This window comes from Virgibacillus aidingensis (assembly GCF_010994035.1).
Lineage (GTDB): Bacteria > Bacillota > Bacilli > Bacillales > Amphibacillaceae > Virgibacillus_N.
The window spans coordinates 1-19994 of the sequence record NZ_WIXN01000015.1 but is presented as its reverse complement, the minus strand read 5'-3'; the positions used below and the strand labels follow the sequence as shown (position 1 = coordinate 19994).

Annotated in this window: 16 protein-coding genes; 6 read left to right on the top strand and 10 right to left on the bottom strand. The window is 41.9% G+C overall.

Annotated elements, in window-relative coordinates; translation table 11 throughout:
- Nucleotides 1–262: 262 nt before the first annotated feature.
- Nucleotides 263–568 (bottom strand): phasin family protein, encoded by a 306-nt coding sequence (locus GHD25_RS13175; RefSeq protein WP_164217567.1) that lies wholly within the window; start codon nt 566–568, stop codon nt 263–265.
- Nucleotides 569–863: 295 nt separating this feature from the next.
- Between GHD25_RS13175 and GHD25_RS13170 the strand changes: the two genes are divergently transcribed.
- Nucleotides 864–2210 carry a YjiH family protein gene (locus tag GHD25_RS13170; protein ID WP_164217565.1) on the top strand — a complete coding sequence of 449 codons (1347 nt, stop codon included), beginning with the start codon at nt 864–866 and terminating at the stop codon, nt 2208–2210.
- Nucleotides 2211–2428: 218 nt separating this feature from the next.
- On the opposite strand, the gene GHD25_RS13165 is transcribed toward GHD25_RS13170, so the two are convergent.
- Nucleotides 2429–3448, bottom strand: a complete 1020-nt coding sequence (locus tag GHD25_RS13165; RefSeq protein WP_164217563.1) for an acyltransferase family protein — start codon at nt 3446–3448, stop codon at nt 2429–2431.
- Between the two features lie 335 nt (nt 3449–3783).
- A complete protein-coding gene (ku, locus tag GHD25_RS13160) occupies nt 3784–4638 on the bottom strand; it encodes a non-homologous end joining protein Ku (protein ID WP_164217561.1) in 855 nt (284 codons plus the stop codon).
- 105 nt (nt 4639–4743) lie between these two features.
- Here ku and GHD25_RS13155 point away from each other — a divergent pair, with 105 nt between their 5' ends.
- Complete coding sequence (locus GHD25_RS13155) at nt 4744–6543, top strand: DNA ligase D (RefSeq protein ID WP_164217559.1); 1800 nt, start codon at nt 4744–4746, stop codon at nt 6541–6543.
- A gap of 380 nt (nt 6544–6923) precedes the next feature.
- On the opposite strand, the gene GHD25_RS13150 is transcribed toward GHD25_RS13155, so the two are convergent.
- Complete coding sequence (locus GHD25_RS13150) at nt 6924–8318, bottom strand: L-cystine transporter (RefSeq protein WP_164217557.1); 1395 nt, start codon at nt 8316–8318, stop codon at nt 6924–6926.
- 348 nt (nt 8319–8666) lie between these two features.
- On the opposite strand from GHD25_RS13150, the gene GHD25_RS13145 reads away from it, so the two are divergent.
- Entirely contained in the window at nt 8667–8870 is a 204-nt protein-coding gene (locus tag GHD25_RS13145) for a hypothetical protein (protein ID WP_164217555.1), read from the top strand.
- Between the two features lie 12 nt (nt 8871–8882).
- On the opposite strand, the gene GHD25_RS13140 is transcribed toward GHD25_RS13145, so the two are convergent.
- From GHD25_RS13140 to GHD25_RS13125, 4 genes are all read right to left on the bottom strand, one after another.
- Nucleotides 8883–9320 (bottom strand): OsmC family protein, encoded by a 438-nt coding sequence (locus GHD25_RS13140; protein WP_164217553.1) that lies wholly within the window; start codon nt 9318–9320, stop codon nt 8883–8885.
- Nucleotides 9321–9477: 157 nt separating this feature from the next.
- Nucleotides 9478–9837: a DUF488 domain-containing protein gene (locus tag GHD25_RS13135; protein WP_164217551.1), complete on the bottom strand. Its 360-nt coding sequence runs from the start codon at nt 9835–9837 to the stop codon at nt 9478–9480.
- Between the two features lie 72 nt (nt 9838–9909).
- Nucleotides 9910–10686, bottom strand: a complete 777-nt coding sequence (locus GHD25_RS13130; RefSeq protein WP_164217549.1) for a TerC family protein — start codon at nt 10684–10686, stop codon at nt 9910–9912.
- A gap of 246 nt (nt 10687–10932) precedes the next feature.
- Nucleotides 10933–12669, bottom strand: coding sequence for a phospho-sugar mutase (locus GHD25_RS13125; protein WP_164217547.1), 1737 nt, complete (start codon nt 12667–12669; stop codon nt 10933–10935).
- 179 nt (nt 12670–12848) lie between these two features.
- Here GHD25_RS13125 and GHD25_RS13120 point away from each other — a divergent pair, with 179 nt between their 5' ends.
- Complete coding sequence (locus GHD25_RS13120; protein WP_240452363.1) at nt 12849–13976, top strand: AI-2E family transporter; 1128 nt, start codon at nt 12849–12851, stop codon at nt 13974–13976.
- 283 nt (nt 13977–14259) lie between these two features.
- Here the strand turns inward: GHD25_RS13120 and GHD25_RS13115 are convergent, their stop codons facing one another.
- A complete protein-coding gene (locus GHD25_RS13115) occupies nt 14260–15105 on the bottom strand; it encodes a GNAT family N-acetyltransferase (RefSeq protein ID WP_164217545.1) in 846 nt (281 codons plus the stop codon).
- Between the two features lie 88 nt (nt 15106–15193).
- Between GHD25_RS13115 and GHD25_RS13110 the strand changes: the two genes are divergently transcribed.
- A complete protein-coding gene (locus GHD25_RS13110) occupies nt 15194–15373 on the top strand; it encodes an SE1832 family protein (protein WP_164217543.1) in 180 nt (59 codons plus the stop codon).
- Between the two features lie 108 nt (nt 15374–15481).
- On the opposite strand, the gene GHD25_RS13105 is transcribed toward GHD25_RS13110, so the two are convergent.
- Complete coding sequence (locus tag GHD25_RS13105) at nt 15482–17344, bottom strand: cation:proton antiporter (RefSeq protein WP_164217541.1); 1863 nt, start codon at nt 17342–17344, stop codon at nt 15482–15484.
- A gap of 570 nt (nt 17345–17914) precedes the next feature.
- Here GHD25_RS13105 and brnQ point away from each other — a divergent pair.
- Nucleotides 17915–19213: a branched-chain amino acid transport system II carrier protein gene (gene brnQ, locus GHD25_RS13100; RefSeq protein ID WP_164217538.1), complete on the top strand. Its 1299-nt coding sequence runs from the start codon at nt 17915–17917 to the stop codon at nt 19211–19213.
- Nucleotides 19214–19994: the final 781 nt, after the last annotated feature.

Genomic DNA, 19994 nt, shown 5'->3' with positions numbered 1-19994 from the left:
CACCTGTTGTATTTTTATACATTGTAACGTGTAGAGAGGCAGAAATCAACTAAATTATATAAAATAAGCTGAATTTACAGATAAATACCTTTTTTGACATTCCATAAAATAATTTTCCGACAGGTAACGTAGCTTTGGATACTATTGACTCCATTTTTCTCTGTTTATCGCTATATTTCAATAATAGGAGATACCGGATGAGAGATTCCTTATTTTGTCCTTTCCGGAAACGGGGCTTCAATCCGGCAAACTCCGGGTTCTCTTATAAATCGTTTTTATCCAGCATTGCTTCAAGCTGGGTAATTCGTGCACGCAATTCATTAATATCCTCTTTTGTAGCCAGCCCGATATCTTTTGCGAATTTTTGAGCCTGCTCATATTGTTTGGAATTCCATTCATCTTTTTTCATTTCGCCTTTATCCATAAAACCCTGCATCACTGATTTTGCTTCTTCCTGGGTCAATTCATTCTGGTCCACCAATTCCTTCAATTTTTGGTCAAATTTCTCTTTGCTTGTTACAGCCGCTCCCAAACCAAGAAGAAATCCTTTTTTTATTAAATCATTCATCAAAAACACCCTTTCCATTATTTTATCGAAGCAAAACATCCTATATTATAAGTATAACAAATATAAGGCACACAATGGAGTAAATGACAGATGTGCCAGAAAAAAATCATTAAAACCCCTAATTTCCATTACAAAAATTTCATGGTTATTTTTCAATTGTTCCCCATTTTTTTGACGGTTTAACATGTAAAAAAACTTTCATTTGCATAACTTTTTAAAAAAATAGATGGATATATACCGTTACTTCACTTATAATAAGAAAAAAACACATTATTTTTTAGGATGGGGGTTTACGATGAAAAATAACTATAGCGCCGGTGATCATTTGCGGTTTATTATACCTTCTTTAATAGGAATTTTTCTATTTATTACACCGGTCAGTACAGGGGATGGATACACGATACCAATTGCTATCCTGGCAAACTTTGTCCAGGATCTTCTGGCGGGGCAGCTGTCAGCAATTATGATGATTATTATTTTAATCACAGCAATTATGACAGTGATCGCAAAGGTTAGAGGAGAAGACGCGTTTAGTAAGACACCATTTTTCCATAACTTATTCCATACGAGTACATTCTGGACGATAACCAGAGTAATTGCAGCTGTTTTTGCTGTCATGGTGTTTTTCCGTTTAGGGCCGGAAGCGGTACATGGCCCCAATACCGGCCAGCTGCTCTTGGATGATTTACTTCATGTTTTATTTGCTGTATTCTTATTTGCCGGACTATTTTTGCCTTTACTGATGAATTTCGGTTTGTTGGAGTTTTTCGGCAGTTTGATGACAAAAGTGATGCGGCCGTTATTCCGCCTGCCGGGACGTTCTTCGATTGATTCCCTGGCCTCCTGGGTCGGAGATGGAACGATCGGGGTACTATTGACAAGTAAACAGTATGAGGACGGGTTTTATACAAAACGCGAGGCTGCTGTCATCGGGACGACTTTCTCGGTCGTTTCGATCACGTTTTCCATTGTCATTATTTCAGAGGTTGGACTTGAGCATATGTTTGTGCCGTTTTACTTGACTGTCATTGCATCCGGACTCATTGCTGCACTGATTATGCCAAGAATCCCGCCGCTTTCCCGTAAGGCAGATACCTACTATAATGAAAAGGCGGAAGGGATTAAAGAAGAAATTCCGGCAGGCTATAATGTCGTTACATTTGGCTATGAAAAGGCACTGGAAAGAAGCAGCAAACAAAGAAGCGTGTACCGTTTCTTTAAAGAAGGCGGACAAAATATTTTGGACATGTGGATGGGTGTCGCACCGGTTGTGATGGCGATTGGTCTGGCCGCCCTGATTATTGCCGAATATACACCATTGTTTCAATGGCTCGGAATGCCATTCGTTCCATTGCTTGAATTAATGCAGGTGCCATTTGCCCAGGAAGCATCAGAAACAGTTCTAATCGGATTTGCCGATATGTTTCTTCCTGCCATTTTTGCATCAGGGATTGAAGCGGAGATGACCCGGTTTATCATTGCCGCCCTGTCGGTAACACAGCTGATATTCATGTCTGAAACAGGCGGTTTCCTGCTGGGCTCGAAAATTCCGGTTTCCTTTAAAGATCTGGTACTGATCTTTCTATTGAGGACCATCATCACCCTGCCTATCATTACACTGATTGCGCATATGATATTTTAAGGTGATCGTGGATTGCGCTGCATGCTCTCCACGCCGAGTAGAATTTGGAATTTTGGGAAGAAGCATTTCCAAATCCCGTGCGTTTAAGAAAAAAACCAACAGACGGCCTGAAATTGGCCGTCTGTTTTTAAATTAAAAGGGGGTAATTATAATACGTTTCAACCTCTGTTTTTGTTTCAGTCTTTATGATGTTTTCATCAGATAATATATCTTCTTTCTTATGACTCTGTTTTCGGCTGGTTTTTCCATTTATTCGTGAATGCACGTTTCAAAATCGAGAATCTACCTTCAATCAATGGCTGCCAGATCCCTACAATCGGTCTGCTGGATAACAGGAAAACAAGTGCTGCCGATAATGCAGCAAGCCCCAGAACATCAATCAAATTGTTCACCTCAAACAATTCGGCCTGGCGAAAGAATTGAATAAAAAATCCGTGCAGCAAATACACATATAATGTCCGGGTGCCAAGTTTTGTCCATTTATAATGCTTCTCAGGGATCCACGCAAAAATACTTATTACCATAAGGGCGGCAATAGTATATACAAGCAGCCGCATCAGGCCGCCGTATTCCGCCATCCCGAGATCGCTGTAGGAACTCGACGCAAGCAGCCATCCTGTTTGAAAATCAGGCAGCACATAAATGGCAGCTGCCAATACAGCCATAATACCGATGGACATAAATTTCACTTGTTTATTTTTAACCACCTTCAGCAGCTGTTTTTCCGTCACCCAATAACCAATCAGGAAAAACGGAAAAAATACAAAAGTCCGGGATAAACTGAAGGTATGTCCAATTTCTCCAAAATAACCTACTATTAAACCGATCTGCACCGCAATTGTAATGCCCAGGGCCGGCGGAATTTTTTTAAACCAGTACAGCAGCATATGCCAGCAGAATAAGCTGAATAAAAACCATAACGACCAGTGGGGGCTGAATAGTTCTGTCTGCCAGCCCGGCTTGCCGATAAGATAATAGTACCCGGAGTAAATAATTTGAAAAATTATATAAGGTACAATTAATTTTTTCATTAAATTAATAATATATTTAAAATTGCCGTATCCCTTTGCATATAGTCCGGCCAGCAAAATAAATGCCGGCATGTGGAAAGTATAAATCCACATGTACAGTGTGTTCATTGGAGCAGATCCACTGACAAAGGGCTGGATCATGTGTCCAAACACAACAAGAAAAATTAAAATAACTTTCGCGTTATCAACAAATGCATTTCGTTCCACAGTTTCTCATCCCTTTACTTGGTATACTCCTTCCATACCCTATTCTACATGCAAAACAGTCTAAAATAAGCCTATTTCACTGACTTGTAAGTAATTTGTAAATTAAATGTAAAAAGTGTGGCAAAATTAGGGACACCCCTCCCGTTACAGTGAGCCAGGTGACAGGTGGAAATGGTTCCCGTGCTGCAAAAGGCGAATAATCCCTATAAATGCGGGTATTGGACAAAAGCCGCCAATAGTAATTGTTGAATTTCTTCGAGAGGTGATTTCCCGGAATAAAATTACGACAAACGCGGTGTAAAAAAATGACTACGGCTGCAGTCATTTTTTTACCTTTACGTGCCTGTTTGTTTCTTGCGGGAGGTGGTTTTTTTCTTTTTTTTCTGTGGCTGTTTTGGTTTCGGCTTTTCTTTTTTCGCCTTATCGAGTGAAGCCTGCAGGGCATCCATTAAATTATCGGCACCGGTTGGAGCTTTTGGCTTAACATCTTTGGCGGTAGTGATTTCTTCATTATTTTTCTTCTGTTCGATCAGCTCAAGCAGTGCTGTTCTATATTCATCCGTATACTTTTCAGGTTCGAATTCCGTTGTCAGCTGATCAATCAGCATTTTTGCAGTATCTATTTCCTTTTTGGCCGTCTCCACTTTCTCGGGAACATTCGGCACCTCCTGAACATCGCGGACTTCATCAGGATAATGGATCGTTTCCACTACGAGTGTATTTTCATAAACCCGGATGACCGCAAGCTGCTCTTTCGAACGGATCATCATCTTGGCAATGCCGATTTTCCCTGTATCTTTCAGGGCGGTTCTCAGCAATCCGTATGCTTTTGATCCCCCATCATTTGGTGATAAATAATAGCTTTTTTCAAAATAAATCGGGTCAATTTCCTCCAATTTAACAAAGTCCATAATCTCCACTGCCTTATCCCCTTGTTCTTTCTGTAAGGCTTTCAATTCCTCTTCATCCAAAATGACAAATTTATTTTTGGCATATTCATACGCCTTTACAATTTCATCATTTTCTATTTCCCGGTCACATACCGGACAGACTTTTTCGTATTTAATCGGTGACTCGCATTCCTTATGCAGCTGTCTAAGCTTCACATCTTTATTTTCAGTCGCCGCATGCATTTTCACAGGAATATTGACCAGCCCGAAGCTTATCGTTCCTTTCCACATCGTATGCATATTTCCAAACCTCCTTTTTTATAGTTTGCCGGCACATTGGCATTTTATCCTTTTCCTCCGGGTAATTTTTTTCAATTGAGCCATGTTAAAAAATGAGGTGCTTTTATGAAGATCATGAAACCAATCAGAGCAGAGGTAATTCCAACAGGGGATGCATGGATATATGAGATAAAGTATGACGGATTCCGCTGTATTTTGGACTGGGAAAAAGATAATATCCGGCTTATCAGTAAAAATGGAAAAGAGTTAACTTCCCGTTTTCCGGAAATTGTGGAGGAATGCCTTAAAAAGCAAAAGGACTTGAAATCTCTCTTGCCAATCAAGCTTGATGGAGAGCTGGTTGTCTTGAACAATGATTTCCAGGCCAACTTTTCCTGGATACAAAAGCGCGGCAGATTAAAAAGCAAAACATCCATTGATCAGGCTGCCAAAGTCAGGCCGGCAAGTTTTATGGCATTTGATTTACTGGTGATGAACGGGAAACCCCTGGATCAGCAAAAACTTATGGAAAGAAAGAAGCAGCTGCAGCAAATCTTTCAAAAATGGCATGACCATAATTATGTCCATTCAGTAAAATACTATGAAAGCAAGGATGAGTTAAAAGACATTGTTTTTTCATTTAAGGGAGAAGGGATTATTGCAAAGCGGAGGGACAGTCGTTACGTTTCCGGAAAAAACCATCATGACTGGCTGAAGATAAAAAACTGGCGGAATGTACAGGGATTTTTGACAGCATATAATACGGAAAATCAATACTTCACCGTGGAAGTGTTTGATGACTCTTCTACGCTGGAAATAGGAAAATGCAAGCACGGAATGGATGAGGACACACGGCAAACAGTGAAAAAGTTATTTACCGGACAAGGAAAAAGACATGATAACACCTATACTTTGCCTCCTGCCATCTGCGCTTCCATTCGTACGCTTGACTTGTATGAAGATGAATTCCGTGAGCCGGAATTCCTGAAGCTTCTTCCCGAGACTGCACCGGAAGCATGTAATTTGAAACAAATGGAGCTCGATTTGGCAATGCTGCCTTCTCATGTGGAATATACAAACACGGACAAGGTGTTCTGGCCGGAAGATGGCTATACGAAGGGGAATTTATTGATCTACATACGTGAGATTTTCCCTTACATGATTCCCTTTTTGACGCATCGCGCCTTAACTCTTATCCGTGCCCCGGATGGAGTGGAAGGTGAATATTTTTTCCAAAAACATTTGCCTGACTATGCTCCGGACTTTATGGAATATGTGGAAACAGAAGACGGCAAACTAATTTTGGCTGATGATTTACCCGCGGTTGTCTGGCTGGCAAACCATGGGACAGTGGAATTTCATATTCCATTCCAAAAAGCGGAAAGCACGAACCCGCTGGAAATAGTCTTTGATCTCGATCCGCCCGACAAAAGCAAATTTCAGCTGGCTGTAAAGGCAGCCCGGTTAATTAAAACATTATTGGATGAATTAGACCTTGTTTCTTTTGTTAAGTTATCCGGCAATAAAGGACTCCAGGTTCATATCCCAATTCCGGCGGGAAGCATGCGTTATGAAGAAACCGGCTTGTTTACACAAGCCATTGCCTATACCGTGGAAGGGGCTTACCCGGAAATATTTACTACCGAACGGATGAAGAAAAAAAGAAACGGCAGGCTTTACATTGATTATGTACAGCATGGTAAAGATAAAACATTAATTGCACCTTACTCCCCGAGAAAAACGAAGGAAGCTACCGTCGCTGCCCCTTTGTTTTGGAAGGAAGTGGAAGATGAACTGCGCCCGGAACAATTTACGATAAAAAATGTTATGGATCGGGTACAATCACTGGGATGTCCATTTGCAAATTATATGGAAACAGGGGAAAAGCAAAACTTATCCAAGTTAAAAAAACTGATTCAGGGATGAGCTTACTTCTGCCATTAGAAAAGAAACATTATTGGGGAGTAAATAATAAAGCATTTGATCAAATACCAGCCCCTCCTTCCATTCTATATTCGAGACCCGGGATCACTGTCGAGGACTTCATTGTAGATTTTTCCAGCTTTGACATACCTGAGATATTCCCTCGGGTGCCTCATTTTCATATTTTACGGCGGTGACATACCTGGGACATTCCCTCGGGTGCCTCATTTTCATATTTTACGGCGGTGACATACCTGAGACATTCCCTCGGGTGCCTCATTATCATATTTTACGGCGGCGACATACCCGAGATTCCCTCGGGTGCCTCACTTTGGTGTATCTTTTTCATAAAAATGCTGCCCCAATAGGAGCAGCATTTTTTATTAAAGCGATGCTGATTCTTCAATTGCATTTTTATCTTTGAAAATTTTCATATTAAAATTTTTCAAGATGCGTGATGTTAATGTGCCGGAAACCATGGATCCATTAACATTGACAGCAGTACGCCCCATATCAATGAATGCTTCAATGGAAATCAAGAGACCAGCCAGTGCTACCGGCAGGTTCATGGATGACAGCACGATAAGCGCTGCAAAGGTTGCCCCGCCGCCGACACCTGCCACCCCAAAGGAACTGACCCCAATAATTAAGACAAGCGGGATAATAAATCCAGGTGTAAGCGGGTCAATACCAACAGTGGGGGCAATCATAACCGCAAGCATAGCGGGGTAAATTCCCGCACAGCCATTTTGCCCCATGGTGGCACCGAATGAAGCTGACATATTGGCAATTCCCTGTTCTACCCCAAGGGATCTTTTCTGTGCCTGGATATTCAGCGGAATCGTTCCCGCGCTGGAGCGTGAGGTGAAAGCAAAGCCAAGTACAGGTATGGCCTTCCGCAAATACGTCATTGGATTTAATCCGGATACACCAACCAATGCCAGCTGAATCACAAACATTATCAGCAATGCCACGTAAGATGCAAGAACAAATTTACCCAGTTCCATAATGCCGGCAAAGTCCGTACTTGCCACCGTGTTGGCCATCAATGCCAGTATGCCAAATGGCGCCAACCGTAAGATTAACGTAACGATCCGCATAACTACAGCGTAAACCGCATTGACTATATTGGTAAACCTCTCTGCCTGTTCCGGATTCTTTCTCCGAAGCCCCAACACAGCAATACCGACGATAATAGAAAATATCACAACCGCAATGACAGAAGTGGAGCGTTCACCCGTCATATCGAGGAAAATATTATTAGGGATAAAATTAAGAATTCGCTGTGGCATGGATTGTTCTTCCACCTCCCCCAGCCTTGTCTCCATCATGGTACCCCGTTCTGCCTCTGCCTGCCCTGCTTCAATTTGATCTGCGTTTAAGTCAAATATAAACGCCGCACCAATGCCAATTAACGCTGCTACCATGGTAGTCGAAATTAAAATACCGATAATCCAGCCTGACATTTTGCCGAGCTGAGCTGTTTTTTCCAAATTTATAATGGATTGAATAATCGATACCATAACAAGCGGAATAACAATCATCATTAGCAAGCGAATGTATCCGCTGCCGACGATACTGTACCAATCCGTAGTCCGAGTCAATACTTCAGCCCCGCTGCCATAAATCATCTGCAATGCCGCACCAAGCAAAATCCCGGCTCCAAGACCTGCAAATACCCGTTTCGTAAATGAATAATGCTTTTTCTGCATCCAAATAAGTAAACCTATAATCGCCAATAAAACCGCAATATTCAGTACGATATAAAATATATCCATAGTAATGCCTCCTTTTAGTTTTCAGCAATACCGCTTCATATTAGTATATGTAAGCATGCGGTCATTTGCCCCAATATATTATATTATTCCGATATAACTTATATGAATTAACCTTGTATACGATTTTTAAAAGTGTGTCAAGATTATAATTTAGTAACATTATAGAATGGATGAATTTTTCGGAAGTGCGTCCGGAACATAAGCGTACCGCCCATTTAGGGAAGTAACGACTTTGCCGAGCCCCGCAGCGAAGAGAGTGCCATTCCTTAAGACGGATAAATAACCCGGTCAAATTATCACAGGCTTGATAGTTTGTTATGCAAGAACTTAGGTGCAAGCTGCCGGTCAATGACATATAGTATGCGCCTGACCATACAAGGCGGGTCAGTTTCAGGACTGCGGTACATTGTTCCTCGTCCCACCGTAAAAATTCGCTGCCGCCGGCCGCTGAAGCTCAACGAGGCTAAAAACTTTGTCAACTTACATACAGCTTATTTTTCCAAAGCTAAAAAAACGATTTCACTGCTCGGGTTGAACAATGAAATCGTATAGATGATCAGGTTCTCAGTCATTAAACTCCAATATTACTTCCACATTTCCCTTGATTGCACGGGAAATCATGCAGCTTTTTTCTGCTTTTTCAATCAGTTTTCGGAGTGTTCTATGTTCCTTGTCCGTTGCTCCGGATTTTAAAGAAACTGCAGGTCTGTGAATAATTTTTTTGTACGTAAACACGCCATTGGTTACATCTACAATGCCTTCCGACTCCAGGCCCATTTTATCCAGGGGCAATTCCGCACGCTCAATCATTGCGGCCAGCGTAATAATATAGCAGGTAGCCGCTGCCCCAAGCAGCATCTCATCCGGGTTGGTACCGATTCCCGGCCCATCCATTTCCGGCGGGATGGAGATTTTCGTTTTTAAATTTCCTGCTTCTATATAGCCGTCACTGTTTCTCCCTCCCGGCCAGTCTGCTTTCAAATGAAAATGATGCTCTGCCACAAAATCACCTCATTCCAAAAATTTCATTGCAATAACATGCCATAGTATCACCTAGTATAACGCCTTTGCGGACGATCATCCAGACAGGCACCTGCCGGATGTGCACCTGGTCAAATAAATCGCATACCAAATCAGCTGAACAGTTTACATAAATTTTTTACTGCCTGTCCAAAATTTCTTTTAGTACGGTCGCCTGATTGTATTTTTCTTCCTTGGCAGCAAATAGCAATGTCACTTCTTTATCATGTTTTTTCGTCAATGTTTTCAGCTTATCCAGTGCTTTCTTCTGCTCTCCACTTTCCAATTCCTTTTTGTACTTCTCCTTGAATACTGGAAATTTTTCCGGGTCATGGCCAAACCATTTTCTTAATTCATTGGATGGGCCAGCCTCCTTCACCCATTCATCCAGGGCAGCATCCTGTTTGGACACTCCCCTCGGCCAGACCCTGTCAACAAGTATCCGAATACCGTCATCTTTATTTTTTTCCTCATAAATGCGTTTAATTTGTACAGGCATGACCTATCACTCCTCGTAAATTTGCTGACTAAAAAAAGAAGAAGCAAACATCTGTCTGCTTCCCCTTGTCAGTTAGCCATTTTCTTTTACCTTTTTCAAGCTGCGTCCTGATAAAAACCAGCCCGCTGCTGCGATAGCAATTAATACAATATAGAAAGTGAGCTTCCATCCAATGGATTCCGGGAAGCCATGCGGAATCCAGGCAATATCCGGATGGGCAAGCACAATCATGGTTAATTTCACACCTACCCAGCCAACGATTAAGAAGGCAGCAATTTCAAGACCGGGCCTTTTATGCAATAATTCCACAAAAATATTCGCTGCAAAACGCATGATGATCAAGCCTATCATTCCACCGGCAAATACTACAAAAAACTGGCCGGAATCCAGACTTCCTATCGTTCCCAGTCCGGTAGGCGGCAATGCAACAGCTAATGCCACAGCAGCCAGTATCGAGTCCACAGCAAAAGCCAAATCGGCAAATTCAACTTTTACCACAGTCATCCAAAACCCGCTTCCTTTTTGTTCCTTCCCTTTCATATCCTCCTGCACTTCTTTGGCAGGTTTCAATTTATCATATAAATGCTTGAAGGCAATAAACAAGAGATAGGCCGCCCCCAGAGCTTGTACCTGCCATACGTCCACAAGAAAGGAAATAACAAATAATGAACCCAGCCGTAATACAAAAGCTCCCGCCAATCCGTAAAACAATGCTTTTTTACGCTGTTTTTCCGGCAAATGTTTTACCATGATGGCGAGTACCAATGCATTATCCGCAGCCAAAAGACCTTCCAGACCAATTAAAATGATAAGCACCCATAAATATTCAATAAGCAATGCGCTGTCCATTGTTTCTCTCCTCACTAAAAATGGTCTCACCCACGGGCAAGACCAATAAAAAAGAGACCTTACCCGCTCGTGGTAAAGGTCTCGCAAACAACGTGAGTTGCCAATCAAGCCGGAGATCTATTATCCCGTGAAATGACGACTTGGATTGTACAGCTACTCCCCTTTAATCTACTCTTATTAAACCGCGAATAAAGGAAAATGTCAACAAAAACTTATTTATTCTTCCATAGTGAATCAGCACTTTAACTATGAAATAATCTGCTGAATGATTTCATCCATGGCTTTTTTCAGCAAAGCAAGTTTTTCTTCACTTTCCTTTGCCGTTTTTCCGCGGACACCATAATAATATTTAATTTTCGGTTCTGTTCCAGATGGACGGAGACAAACCCAGCAGTTATCTTCCAATAAGAATTTCATCATATTTTCTTTTGGCAGATCAATCATCTCTTTTGTTTGCTGCCCGCGAAGGAATATCCTCTCCCCTGCTGCATAATCCTCCATGATTTCTACCGTCATTCCCGCAATCTCCACTCGCGGCGTCTTGCGAATTTCCGACATAATTTGGTTGATTTGTTCTGTGCCTGCCTTCCCTTCCATCTTCAATGATGACAGACCTTCCAGGTAATATCCGTGCTTTTTGTACAATATATTCAAAGCATCAAGCAGGGTTTTCCCTCGTTTTTTCCAAAAATATGCCATTTCTGCAGCCATAGCAGCAGCTTGAACCGCATCCTTATCTCTTGTAAATGCATCGATTAAATAACCGTAGCTTTCCTCATAGCCAAACAGAAAGTTTTCTCCAGTAGTTTCAAAATGGCGGATGTTTTCGGCAATATATTTAAAACCTGTCAGCGTGTTGATCGTTTTTACGTTATATTCGTCGGCAACAGCACAGCCCAGTTCAGAGGTTACCACTGTTTTTAGCATTCTTCCGTTCTTGAGTGATTGCTCTTCACTATGGGATAAAATATAATCAAGCATTAGCGCCCCCAGCTGGTTGCCTGTTAAAACCCGATATTCGCCATCCGCATCTTTCACGGCAACACCCAGCCTGTCTGCATCAGGATCTGTTCCAAGCAAAATATCCGCATACATTTGTTTTCCCTGTTCAATTGCGAGAGTAAAAGCCTGGTGTTCCTCCGGATTTGGCGAGGAGACCGTGGAAAATTCCGGATCGGGCCTTGCCTGCTGTTCTACTACTTCCACACGGGAAAATCCGAGCTGTTGGAGTCCTTGCGTTACCAAATACAAGGCAGTACCGTGCAGCGGAGTAAAGATAATATTTATATTTTTGTCTTTTGATTGCTCTTGTGCACTCATTTTGGAAATGTTCTTTAACTGTTCCAGATATGCTTGATCGACTTCTTTTCCAAGCCAAATAAGCTGTTTTTCTTCCTCCAGCTCTCCAGCATCTTTAAAAGGAATCGTTAATTCATTCTCTATTTCCTGAATGGCTGCAATAATATCCCCCGCCTCATCAGGTGTAATCTGACCTCCTGCTTCATTGTAGACTTTAAATCCATTATACTCCGGTGGGTTATGGCTTGCGGTAATCATAATCCCTGCGGATGTCCCCAGATAACGCACTGCATAGGAAAGCAGCGGGGTGGGTCTTAAAGTATCAAACACAAACGTGCGGATACCGGATGAACCAAGCACTTTCGCCGATTCTTCGGCAAACTCTTTGGACATATGTCTGGAATCATATGCGATCACTACCCCGCGCGCCTTTGCGTCAATTTTTTCATTCAGCAAATATTTTGCCAGACCGTGCACCGCTTTTCTTACTGTATACACATTCATGCGGTTTATGCCAGGTCCAAGAATCCCCCGCATGCCGCCGGTCCCAAATGCCAGTTCTTTATAAAAAGCATCTTCAAGTGCCTCTCTGTCATTTTCGATTTCCGTTAAATGCTGCTTTAGTGATGGATCCAAATTTTGAAATGTCCGCCATTTTTGATAAACTTTTTCCCAATCACTCATAATCTATTCCTCCAACTCTATGTATGGCTTGATTTTAGCATAGCTACAGGAAATATTCCATGCCATCGTTTACTTTGTTCAGTTTCAGGTAAAGATAGATGGAGAATACTTTCTATTACGTTTATTTAAAGGTAGAATAAAAGAAATGAAACTTATATGGAAACATGTTCGTTATAATTATGTGGGTAAATAAGCCGAAAGTAGTGATGATATTGGTTCAAAAACGATGGTTTCAGATTATGCTCTTTTTTATTATGTTTTTTCTTCTCGTATGGCTCATTTCCATTACAGATTTTCTTTTTATCCCTGTAGCCAGGCTGATTGGTGCAGTCGCTTTGCCAATCATAGGGGCAGGTATTCTGTTTTATTTAACAAAACCATTAATGAATCTATTTATGCGGTTTAAAATTAACCGGATTGTTTCTATCATTCTTGTTTATTTGACTATTATAATTGTAGTTTCATTATTTATTGTTTATATCTGGCCGATCGCACAGCAGCAGATATCCAATATGGTTGATAATATACCCCAGATGGTCAAATGGGCAGAAGAGACATTCCAGTGGTTTCAATCAAATTACCAGACCTTTCCGGATGAGGCGGTCACCATGGTCAATGATTTCATCGGAAATATCCCGCAGCACCTGGAAACAATCACAAATAATCTTTTTGGCGTGATTGGCGGCTTCATTGGCCAAGTTGTATCTGCTGTAATTGGGATTTTTCTTATTCCTTTCTTCCTGTTCTTTATGCTGAAGGACGGACATAAATTATCACCCTTTATTACACAGATTTTCAGTAAAAAGAAGGCAGAAAACATCAAAAGCTTAATGGCAAAAATGGATAATGTCCTTTCCTCATTTATACAGGGGCAGCTGCTTGTCAGCTTTTTCGTCGGTATATTATTGCTGATAGGCTACCTGATTATCGGCCTGGAGTTTGCACTGGCATTTGCATTATTTGGGATGCTCACTAATGTTATTCCGTTTCTTGGACCTTATTTGGCGGTTATTCCCGCCTTAATTGTCGGAGGAATACAGGACCCGTGGAATCTGGTGTGGATTTCCCTTATTATGTTTGTTGCACAGCAAATTGAAAGTGCCCTCATTTCCCCCAATGTCATGGGACAGGTGCTTAAGCTTCACCCATTGACGGTCATAACGGTCGTTTTGGCAGCCGGAAGCATTGCCGGATTCATTGGCATCCTGTTTGCCGTACCATTCTATGCACTGGTCCGGACGATCATTATTCATTTTTACCAAACATACAGAAAATCGAAGAAAGATGAAGAAGATGCACTGATTTAAATTAGTTGCTGACTATAATTAACTTACACAGGGCACGTGAGGCGCGCCCTTTCTCTTTGGCTGTATATTTGTGTATCGGAGAAAGGAAGCATTCTATGGTCCGGGGGTTAGCAGAATTTCGAGACAGCATGCTGCAGTAGAGCCAGTCAGTCTATGATACACGGGGAAGCTGAAAAAATGGAGAGAGGTATATTATATAGTCACTCTATGATGATAAACAGGGAGGATGAAACCTGCAGGAACATCTCCTATAGTTACACCCTCCTCCCAAAATGGAATCGTATTATTCCCCTTCTCCAAAATGAAAAACAATGGATGAACCTACTACTTCATAGCCGATTTTTTTATAAATACTATTCGAAGTTGGGTTGGCTTGATCCGTATATAGGCTGCAAAACTGAAAACCTTCGTCAAGCAGCTGCTTGCTCAAGGCTGCTACTGTATTTGTGGCGTAGCCCTTCCGCTTGTACTTATCCGGGGTGAAAACTGCATTTATTGTGGCTCCATTTTTGGTTTTCCTTGAAATATTCGCCATGGAAACAAATTGATTGCCAACTTTCCATAAATATACGGAGCCGTTTTTCACAAATTGCCGGGCCAGATGTTCAGCTCTATCAGCCACGGTCGCTTCGTTTGCCTCCCTGGCAAATTGAATGAGCCAATCAGTAATCAAATCCTGTTCCTGTTCTGTTGCTTTGAAAAGTTCTCCATTTCCTGAAGGGGTGACATTCACTTTATCCAGCTGATAAATTAATTGATTCATATGAACGGCTGCAGTCATGTTTGTCAGGGCAGTCCATCTTTCGGTAAATTTTTTCGCAGCAGCAATGGGGCCTATTACTCCCGGGGATTCCATTCCCTTTTCATAAATATAGTCTGCAACAGCACCATTGACATCCGGGTCCGTATGATCAATATCTGCTATGATCCAATTATGGGGAGGTGTCCTCATAAATGCTGCGGCGACCCTGTCATTGTCTTCCACATGACCAAGGGAACAGTCGATATTATTTGTATGCAGTCTATGGAGTATGCCCAGCATCAAATTATTGCATGCTTCTTTTTTCATTAGTATTTTTTCCACTTTCTCCGTATAGGATTTAACAGATGTATCTATTTTTATTTGCATAGACTCTCTCCTTTTTTTCAATTTATGTTACTCGAAATGCTTGTTTTGTAAAGTACTATTCCGCTAAACTGATAGTGAGGTGATAAGAATGACCAAAAAAGAACTGGAGCAGAAACTGGATGAATTGAAATCAGACTACACCCGGATTCAAGGTGATATGGATAAATTGGAATATGTTCGCGGCAGGGTGTCCTCTGCTGAAGAACAGTTAATTCGGCTGGAAAGAGAAATCAGCGAGACAAACCGTCAGCTAGAGGAAATGAAATAATATATGGGTTCTTATATAAAAAGCCCTTCTGCCTGCATAGGCAGAAGGGCTTTTCATTAATTGCAACATAAAATCATACTAAGAAACCTTCCCGGCCATCATCGGACCTTACTCATTATTATTCTTTCCTTCCCCATTGCGCTGGACTTCTATTCTTTCCTTTATTTTAGCTTTTTCTTTTGTCGGCGGAGTCAGACTGATAATTGTATCTCCAACCGCCGGTACTGTCCGCATCTCCTCTGAATAAAATTTCAGCTGTCCGGACGGCTTGATCAGATAAAGAAAAACAGTTGAATTATCTTTATCCTCCACATATTGCATATAATTATATTGGGGGGTCAATGTCGTTTGACGAAAAACATAGCCGTTCTCCAACTTTTCATTCAAATCCTCCATAGGAAACTTCTTATCAAACAATATTCTTCCTCCTACTTTGGAAACGATCTCCGGTTTGCCGTTTTTATGTTTGCGGAATGGACTTACCTTAAATACATTCGTCCTGCCGTATTCCGGCATAAATGTCGTACAGACCAATGAGTTATAGGCATTGTCATCTGTTGCAGCCAGTAAATATTCATAAGGAACCGTGTCCAGATTATATTCCGTTTGCTCGGAAAGAATGCTTCCATGATAAAATGGCAATCCGGCTTTTCTTACTTCGCTCAGTCTTCTATAGGAGGAATCCACAATAATTGTCGGAATACCTGCTTTCCTTAATGACTTTGAAAGTTCCACAGTAAATGGATTTGCACCGACAATCAGCGCGCCGGGACGTCCCTCCATGGATAAATTCAGTTTTTTGGAAAGCCAGCCAATGGAGAAGCCATGGGCAAGGACCGTGAAAAATACCAGCCCAAAAGTAAGCGTCGTCAGGATTTCTGCATCTTCATAGCCGGCTTCCAGCAATACTCCTGCAAAATAGCCCGAAACAGTCAGGGCAACAATTCCTCTTGGCGCAATCCATCCGACCAAAACTTTTTCATTAACAGATAGCCCGGAGCTGATGGTAGATAAAAATATGGATAATGGCCTGACGATAAACATCATTAATAATACATACCCGATAATGTTCGGGCTGAATATCTGCATCAGTGTCTCCAGCTGCAATGAAGCTGTAAGCATTATAAAGATGGCTGAAATAAGCAAAACGGAAATATTTTCCTTAAAATGGCGCATATCCGAAATCGAACTGATTCCCATGTTTGCCAGTGTGATCCCCATAGCAGTAACAGACAGCAATCCAGTTTCATGCATGATTTCATCTGCAACGGTAAAACATAGGATCACTACTGTAACAACAGCAGGGGATTTTAAAAACTCCGGTATATGTCCTGTCTCAAACATCCAGCCAAGTCCCTTGCCGCATGCCCAGCCAAATACTGCAGCAAACAGGGAAGCAGCAAAGAAGAGCAGCAATTTTGTCACGTCCGGATCATTGGCAGATAAAAATGTTATGATTTCAAACGCAAATACAGCTAATAATGCACCAATCGGATCAACAATAATACCTTCCCATTTCAGAATTTTGGCCGGTCTTGGCCGAAGTTTCGCCTGCCTTAGCATTGGCATGATCACAGTGGGGCCTGTAACGATAAATAACCCCCCGATGACAAAGGCTACTGCCCATGATAATCCGGCAACATAATGTGCTGCCAAGGAACCAAGTATCCAGGCAATAAAGGCACCTACAGAGGCAATCCGGAATACGGGCTTTTCCAGCCCCCTCAGTTCCTTAAAGCTTAAGCTCAAACTTCCTTCAAATAAAATAATTGCTACAGCCGCAGAAATGATTGGACTATATAATTCCCCAAAATCCTCTTCAGGATTAATAATCCCTAAAAATGGCCCTGCAAGCAGCCCGGTAATGGACATAATCACAATGGCAGGCATGCGAAAACGCCATGCGACCCACTGGGAGCCTATTCCTAAAATGCCTATCAGCATGATTTGAAATAACAGTGAAGGTTCCACGCTTACCCTCCTTTTGAACCAAATATAGAAAACCATTTTAACTTTGCCTGCACATAAAGTAAACAATTTTTGCTTGAAAATTTTTCTCTTTTTTTTGTATGGAACGGAAAAGGCTGTATAGAGCCGGTTTATATTGTTCTCTTAAATGAGCATTTTTATTTTTTTCCCCGTGTCTTTTAACTTTATGAGGATTATATTAAATTATTGATTAAAGATTTATCCAATGCTTATGCAGACATTGTTGATTTGTCATATTATTGTCGGTTTTCACAAGCACAAGTCATTGACTTGCTCTTGAATTTTTTATAAGCTTGCTTCGCGAACTAAAAATTAGGCTGACTTGGTTTGTATACCGCTTTTATTATCTGATAATAATGAAAACGTAACTTATTTTGATTGCTTTACATTTTTGTTTCAACCGGCACTGGATATGGATTTCGGGTAAAAATTGGTTTTTTCAGCTCGCACAGTAAAATCAGGGAAATAACTTCAGACATTTTTCACTAATACATAAAACGAAGCAACATTTTGTAAGCGTTTCAGCAACTAATTGAATTGGGGGATGGCAACATGAATAGAGACATATTTATTATTGGATTTATGCTGTTTGCATTATTTTTTGGAGCGGGGAATCTCATCTACCCACCTATTCTCGGGATGGAATCAGGTACCTCCTACTTGGCTGCAATCAGCGGGTTTGTTATTACAGGGGTCGGGCTGCCAATCCTGGCTGTGACAGCTATCTCATTTGTTAAAGATGATGCAAGAGAGCTTGCTGATAGGGTGCACCCGATGTTTGGACTTATCTTCACATCGGCTGTCTATTTGGTGATCGGTCCATTTTTTGCTATACCGCGTGCAGCCACAGTAGGATACGAAATGAGTGTAGAACCATTTTTAAATGATTCTTCAGCCATAATCCTGCTGGTTTTTACTATTTTTTTCTTTGTGCTGGTATATTATGTCAGTCTAAACCCTTCCAAAATGGTGGATCAAATCGGAAAGTATTTAACACCGATTTTACTTGTTGCGATTGTAGTACTAAGTATTGGCGGGTTTTTACTGCTTACTGTCCCTTTGGAAGGACCCGTGGAAAGATATTTGGATGCACCATTTTTTACCGGTTTTGTGGAAGGTTATCTAACGATGGACGCTATTGCAGCACTTGCATTCGGTATTGTCGTTGTCAGCGCATTTAAAGAACGCGGTATTTCTGCAAGGGAAGATATGATAAAATCCACGCTAAAGGCTGGCCTCATTACTGGTATAGCGCTGATTGCCGTGTATGCCTCCATTGGGTGGATCGGAGCAAAAATGGCATCACAGGGTACATTCACCAATGGCGGGGAAATATTATCTGCTGCAGCCGATCAGATGTTTGGCGTTTATGGTGCTCTTTTACTTGGGGTCATTGTTACATTGGCATGTTTTACTACATCGGTTGGTCTGGTAGTAGCTGTTGCTCAATTTTTTGCTAAAATAACTTCCATGTCCTATAAAATGCTTGTCCTGATTGTTACGATTATCAGTTTTGCGATCTCAAATCAGGGTCTTGACACTATTATCGGCTTATCGGTGCCAGTACTTACGTTTATCTATCCGATTGCCATTATATTGATCCTGCTTACTTTCCTGCATCGCCTGTTTGGCGGTGTACAGGCTGTTTATCGTTCAGCCATCCTGGTTACAGCCATTATTAGTTTGTACGACGGTATAGTGGCGTTCGGTTTTGAACTCCCGGGGGCAGGCACCTTCATGGAAAGCCTTCCGTTATACGACATTGGTCTCTCCTGGCTCATCCCAGCTATTGTTGCAGGATTCATCGGCTGGCTGATCGGAAAAAACAAGACTGGTGAAGTACCACATTAATGGGCGCGTCAATGGGCGCGTCGACTGCATTTGATTGAATAACTCTTGGAAAAATCATTAAATGTATTGGGTTGTTGTGAAGGCTTAACGGATAGGGTTTATGCCGAAAAGCTGCCAGGGGTGGCATTGCTTGAATTATGCATGATGACATGCACAGAGAACTTCCCTCGGGGGCGTCATCGAGTGGATTCTACGTGATGACATGCCCGAGAACAGTCTCTCAGGGTTGTCATTGCACGGATTCCTCCTGTTGACATACCCGAAAACTTCCCTCAAGGGGGTCATCGCACGGATTCTACACGATGGCATACCCGAGGACCTCTCTCAGAGGCGTCATCGCACGGATTCTGCACGATGGCATACCCGAGAATCGCTCTCAGGGTTGTCATCGAGCGGATTCCTCCTGTTGACATACCCGAAAACTTCCCTCAAGGGGGTCATTGCACGGATTCTGCACGATGGCATACCCGAGAACCTCTCTCAGAGGCGTCATCGCACGGTTTCTACACGATGGCATACCCGAGAACAGTCTCTCAGGGTTGTCATCGAGCGGATTCCTCCTGTTGACATACCCGAAAACTTCCCTCAAGGGGGTCATTGCACGGATTCTGCACGATGGCATACCCGAGAACCTCTCTCAGAGGCGTCATCGCACGGATTCTGCACGATGGCATACCCGAGAATCGCTCTCAGGGGGCTCATCGCACGGTTTCTGGATAAAATCCATATAATTGTGTAAAAGAAAAAATTAGGTCATCTTTCAGACCCATGTTAAAATATT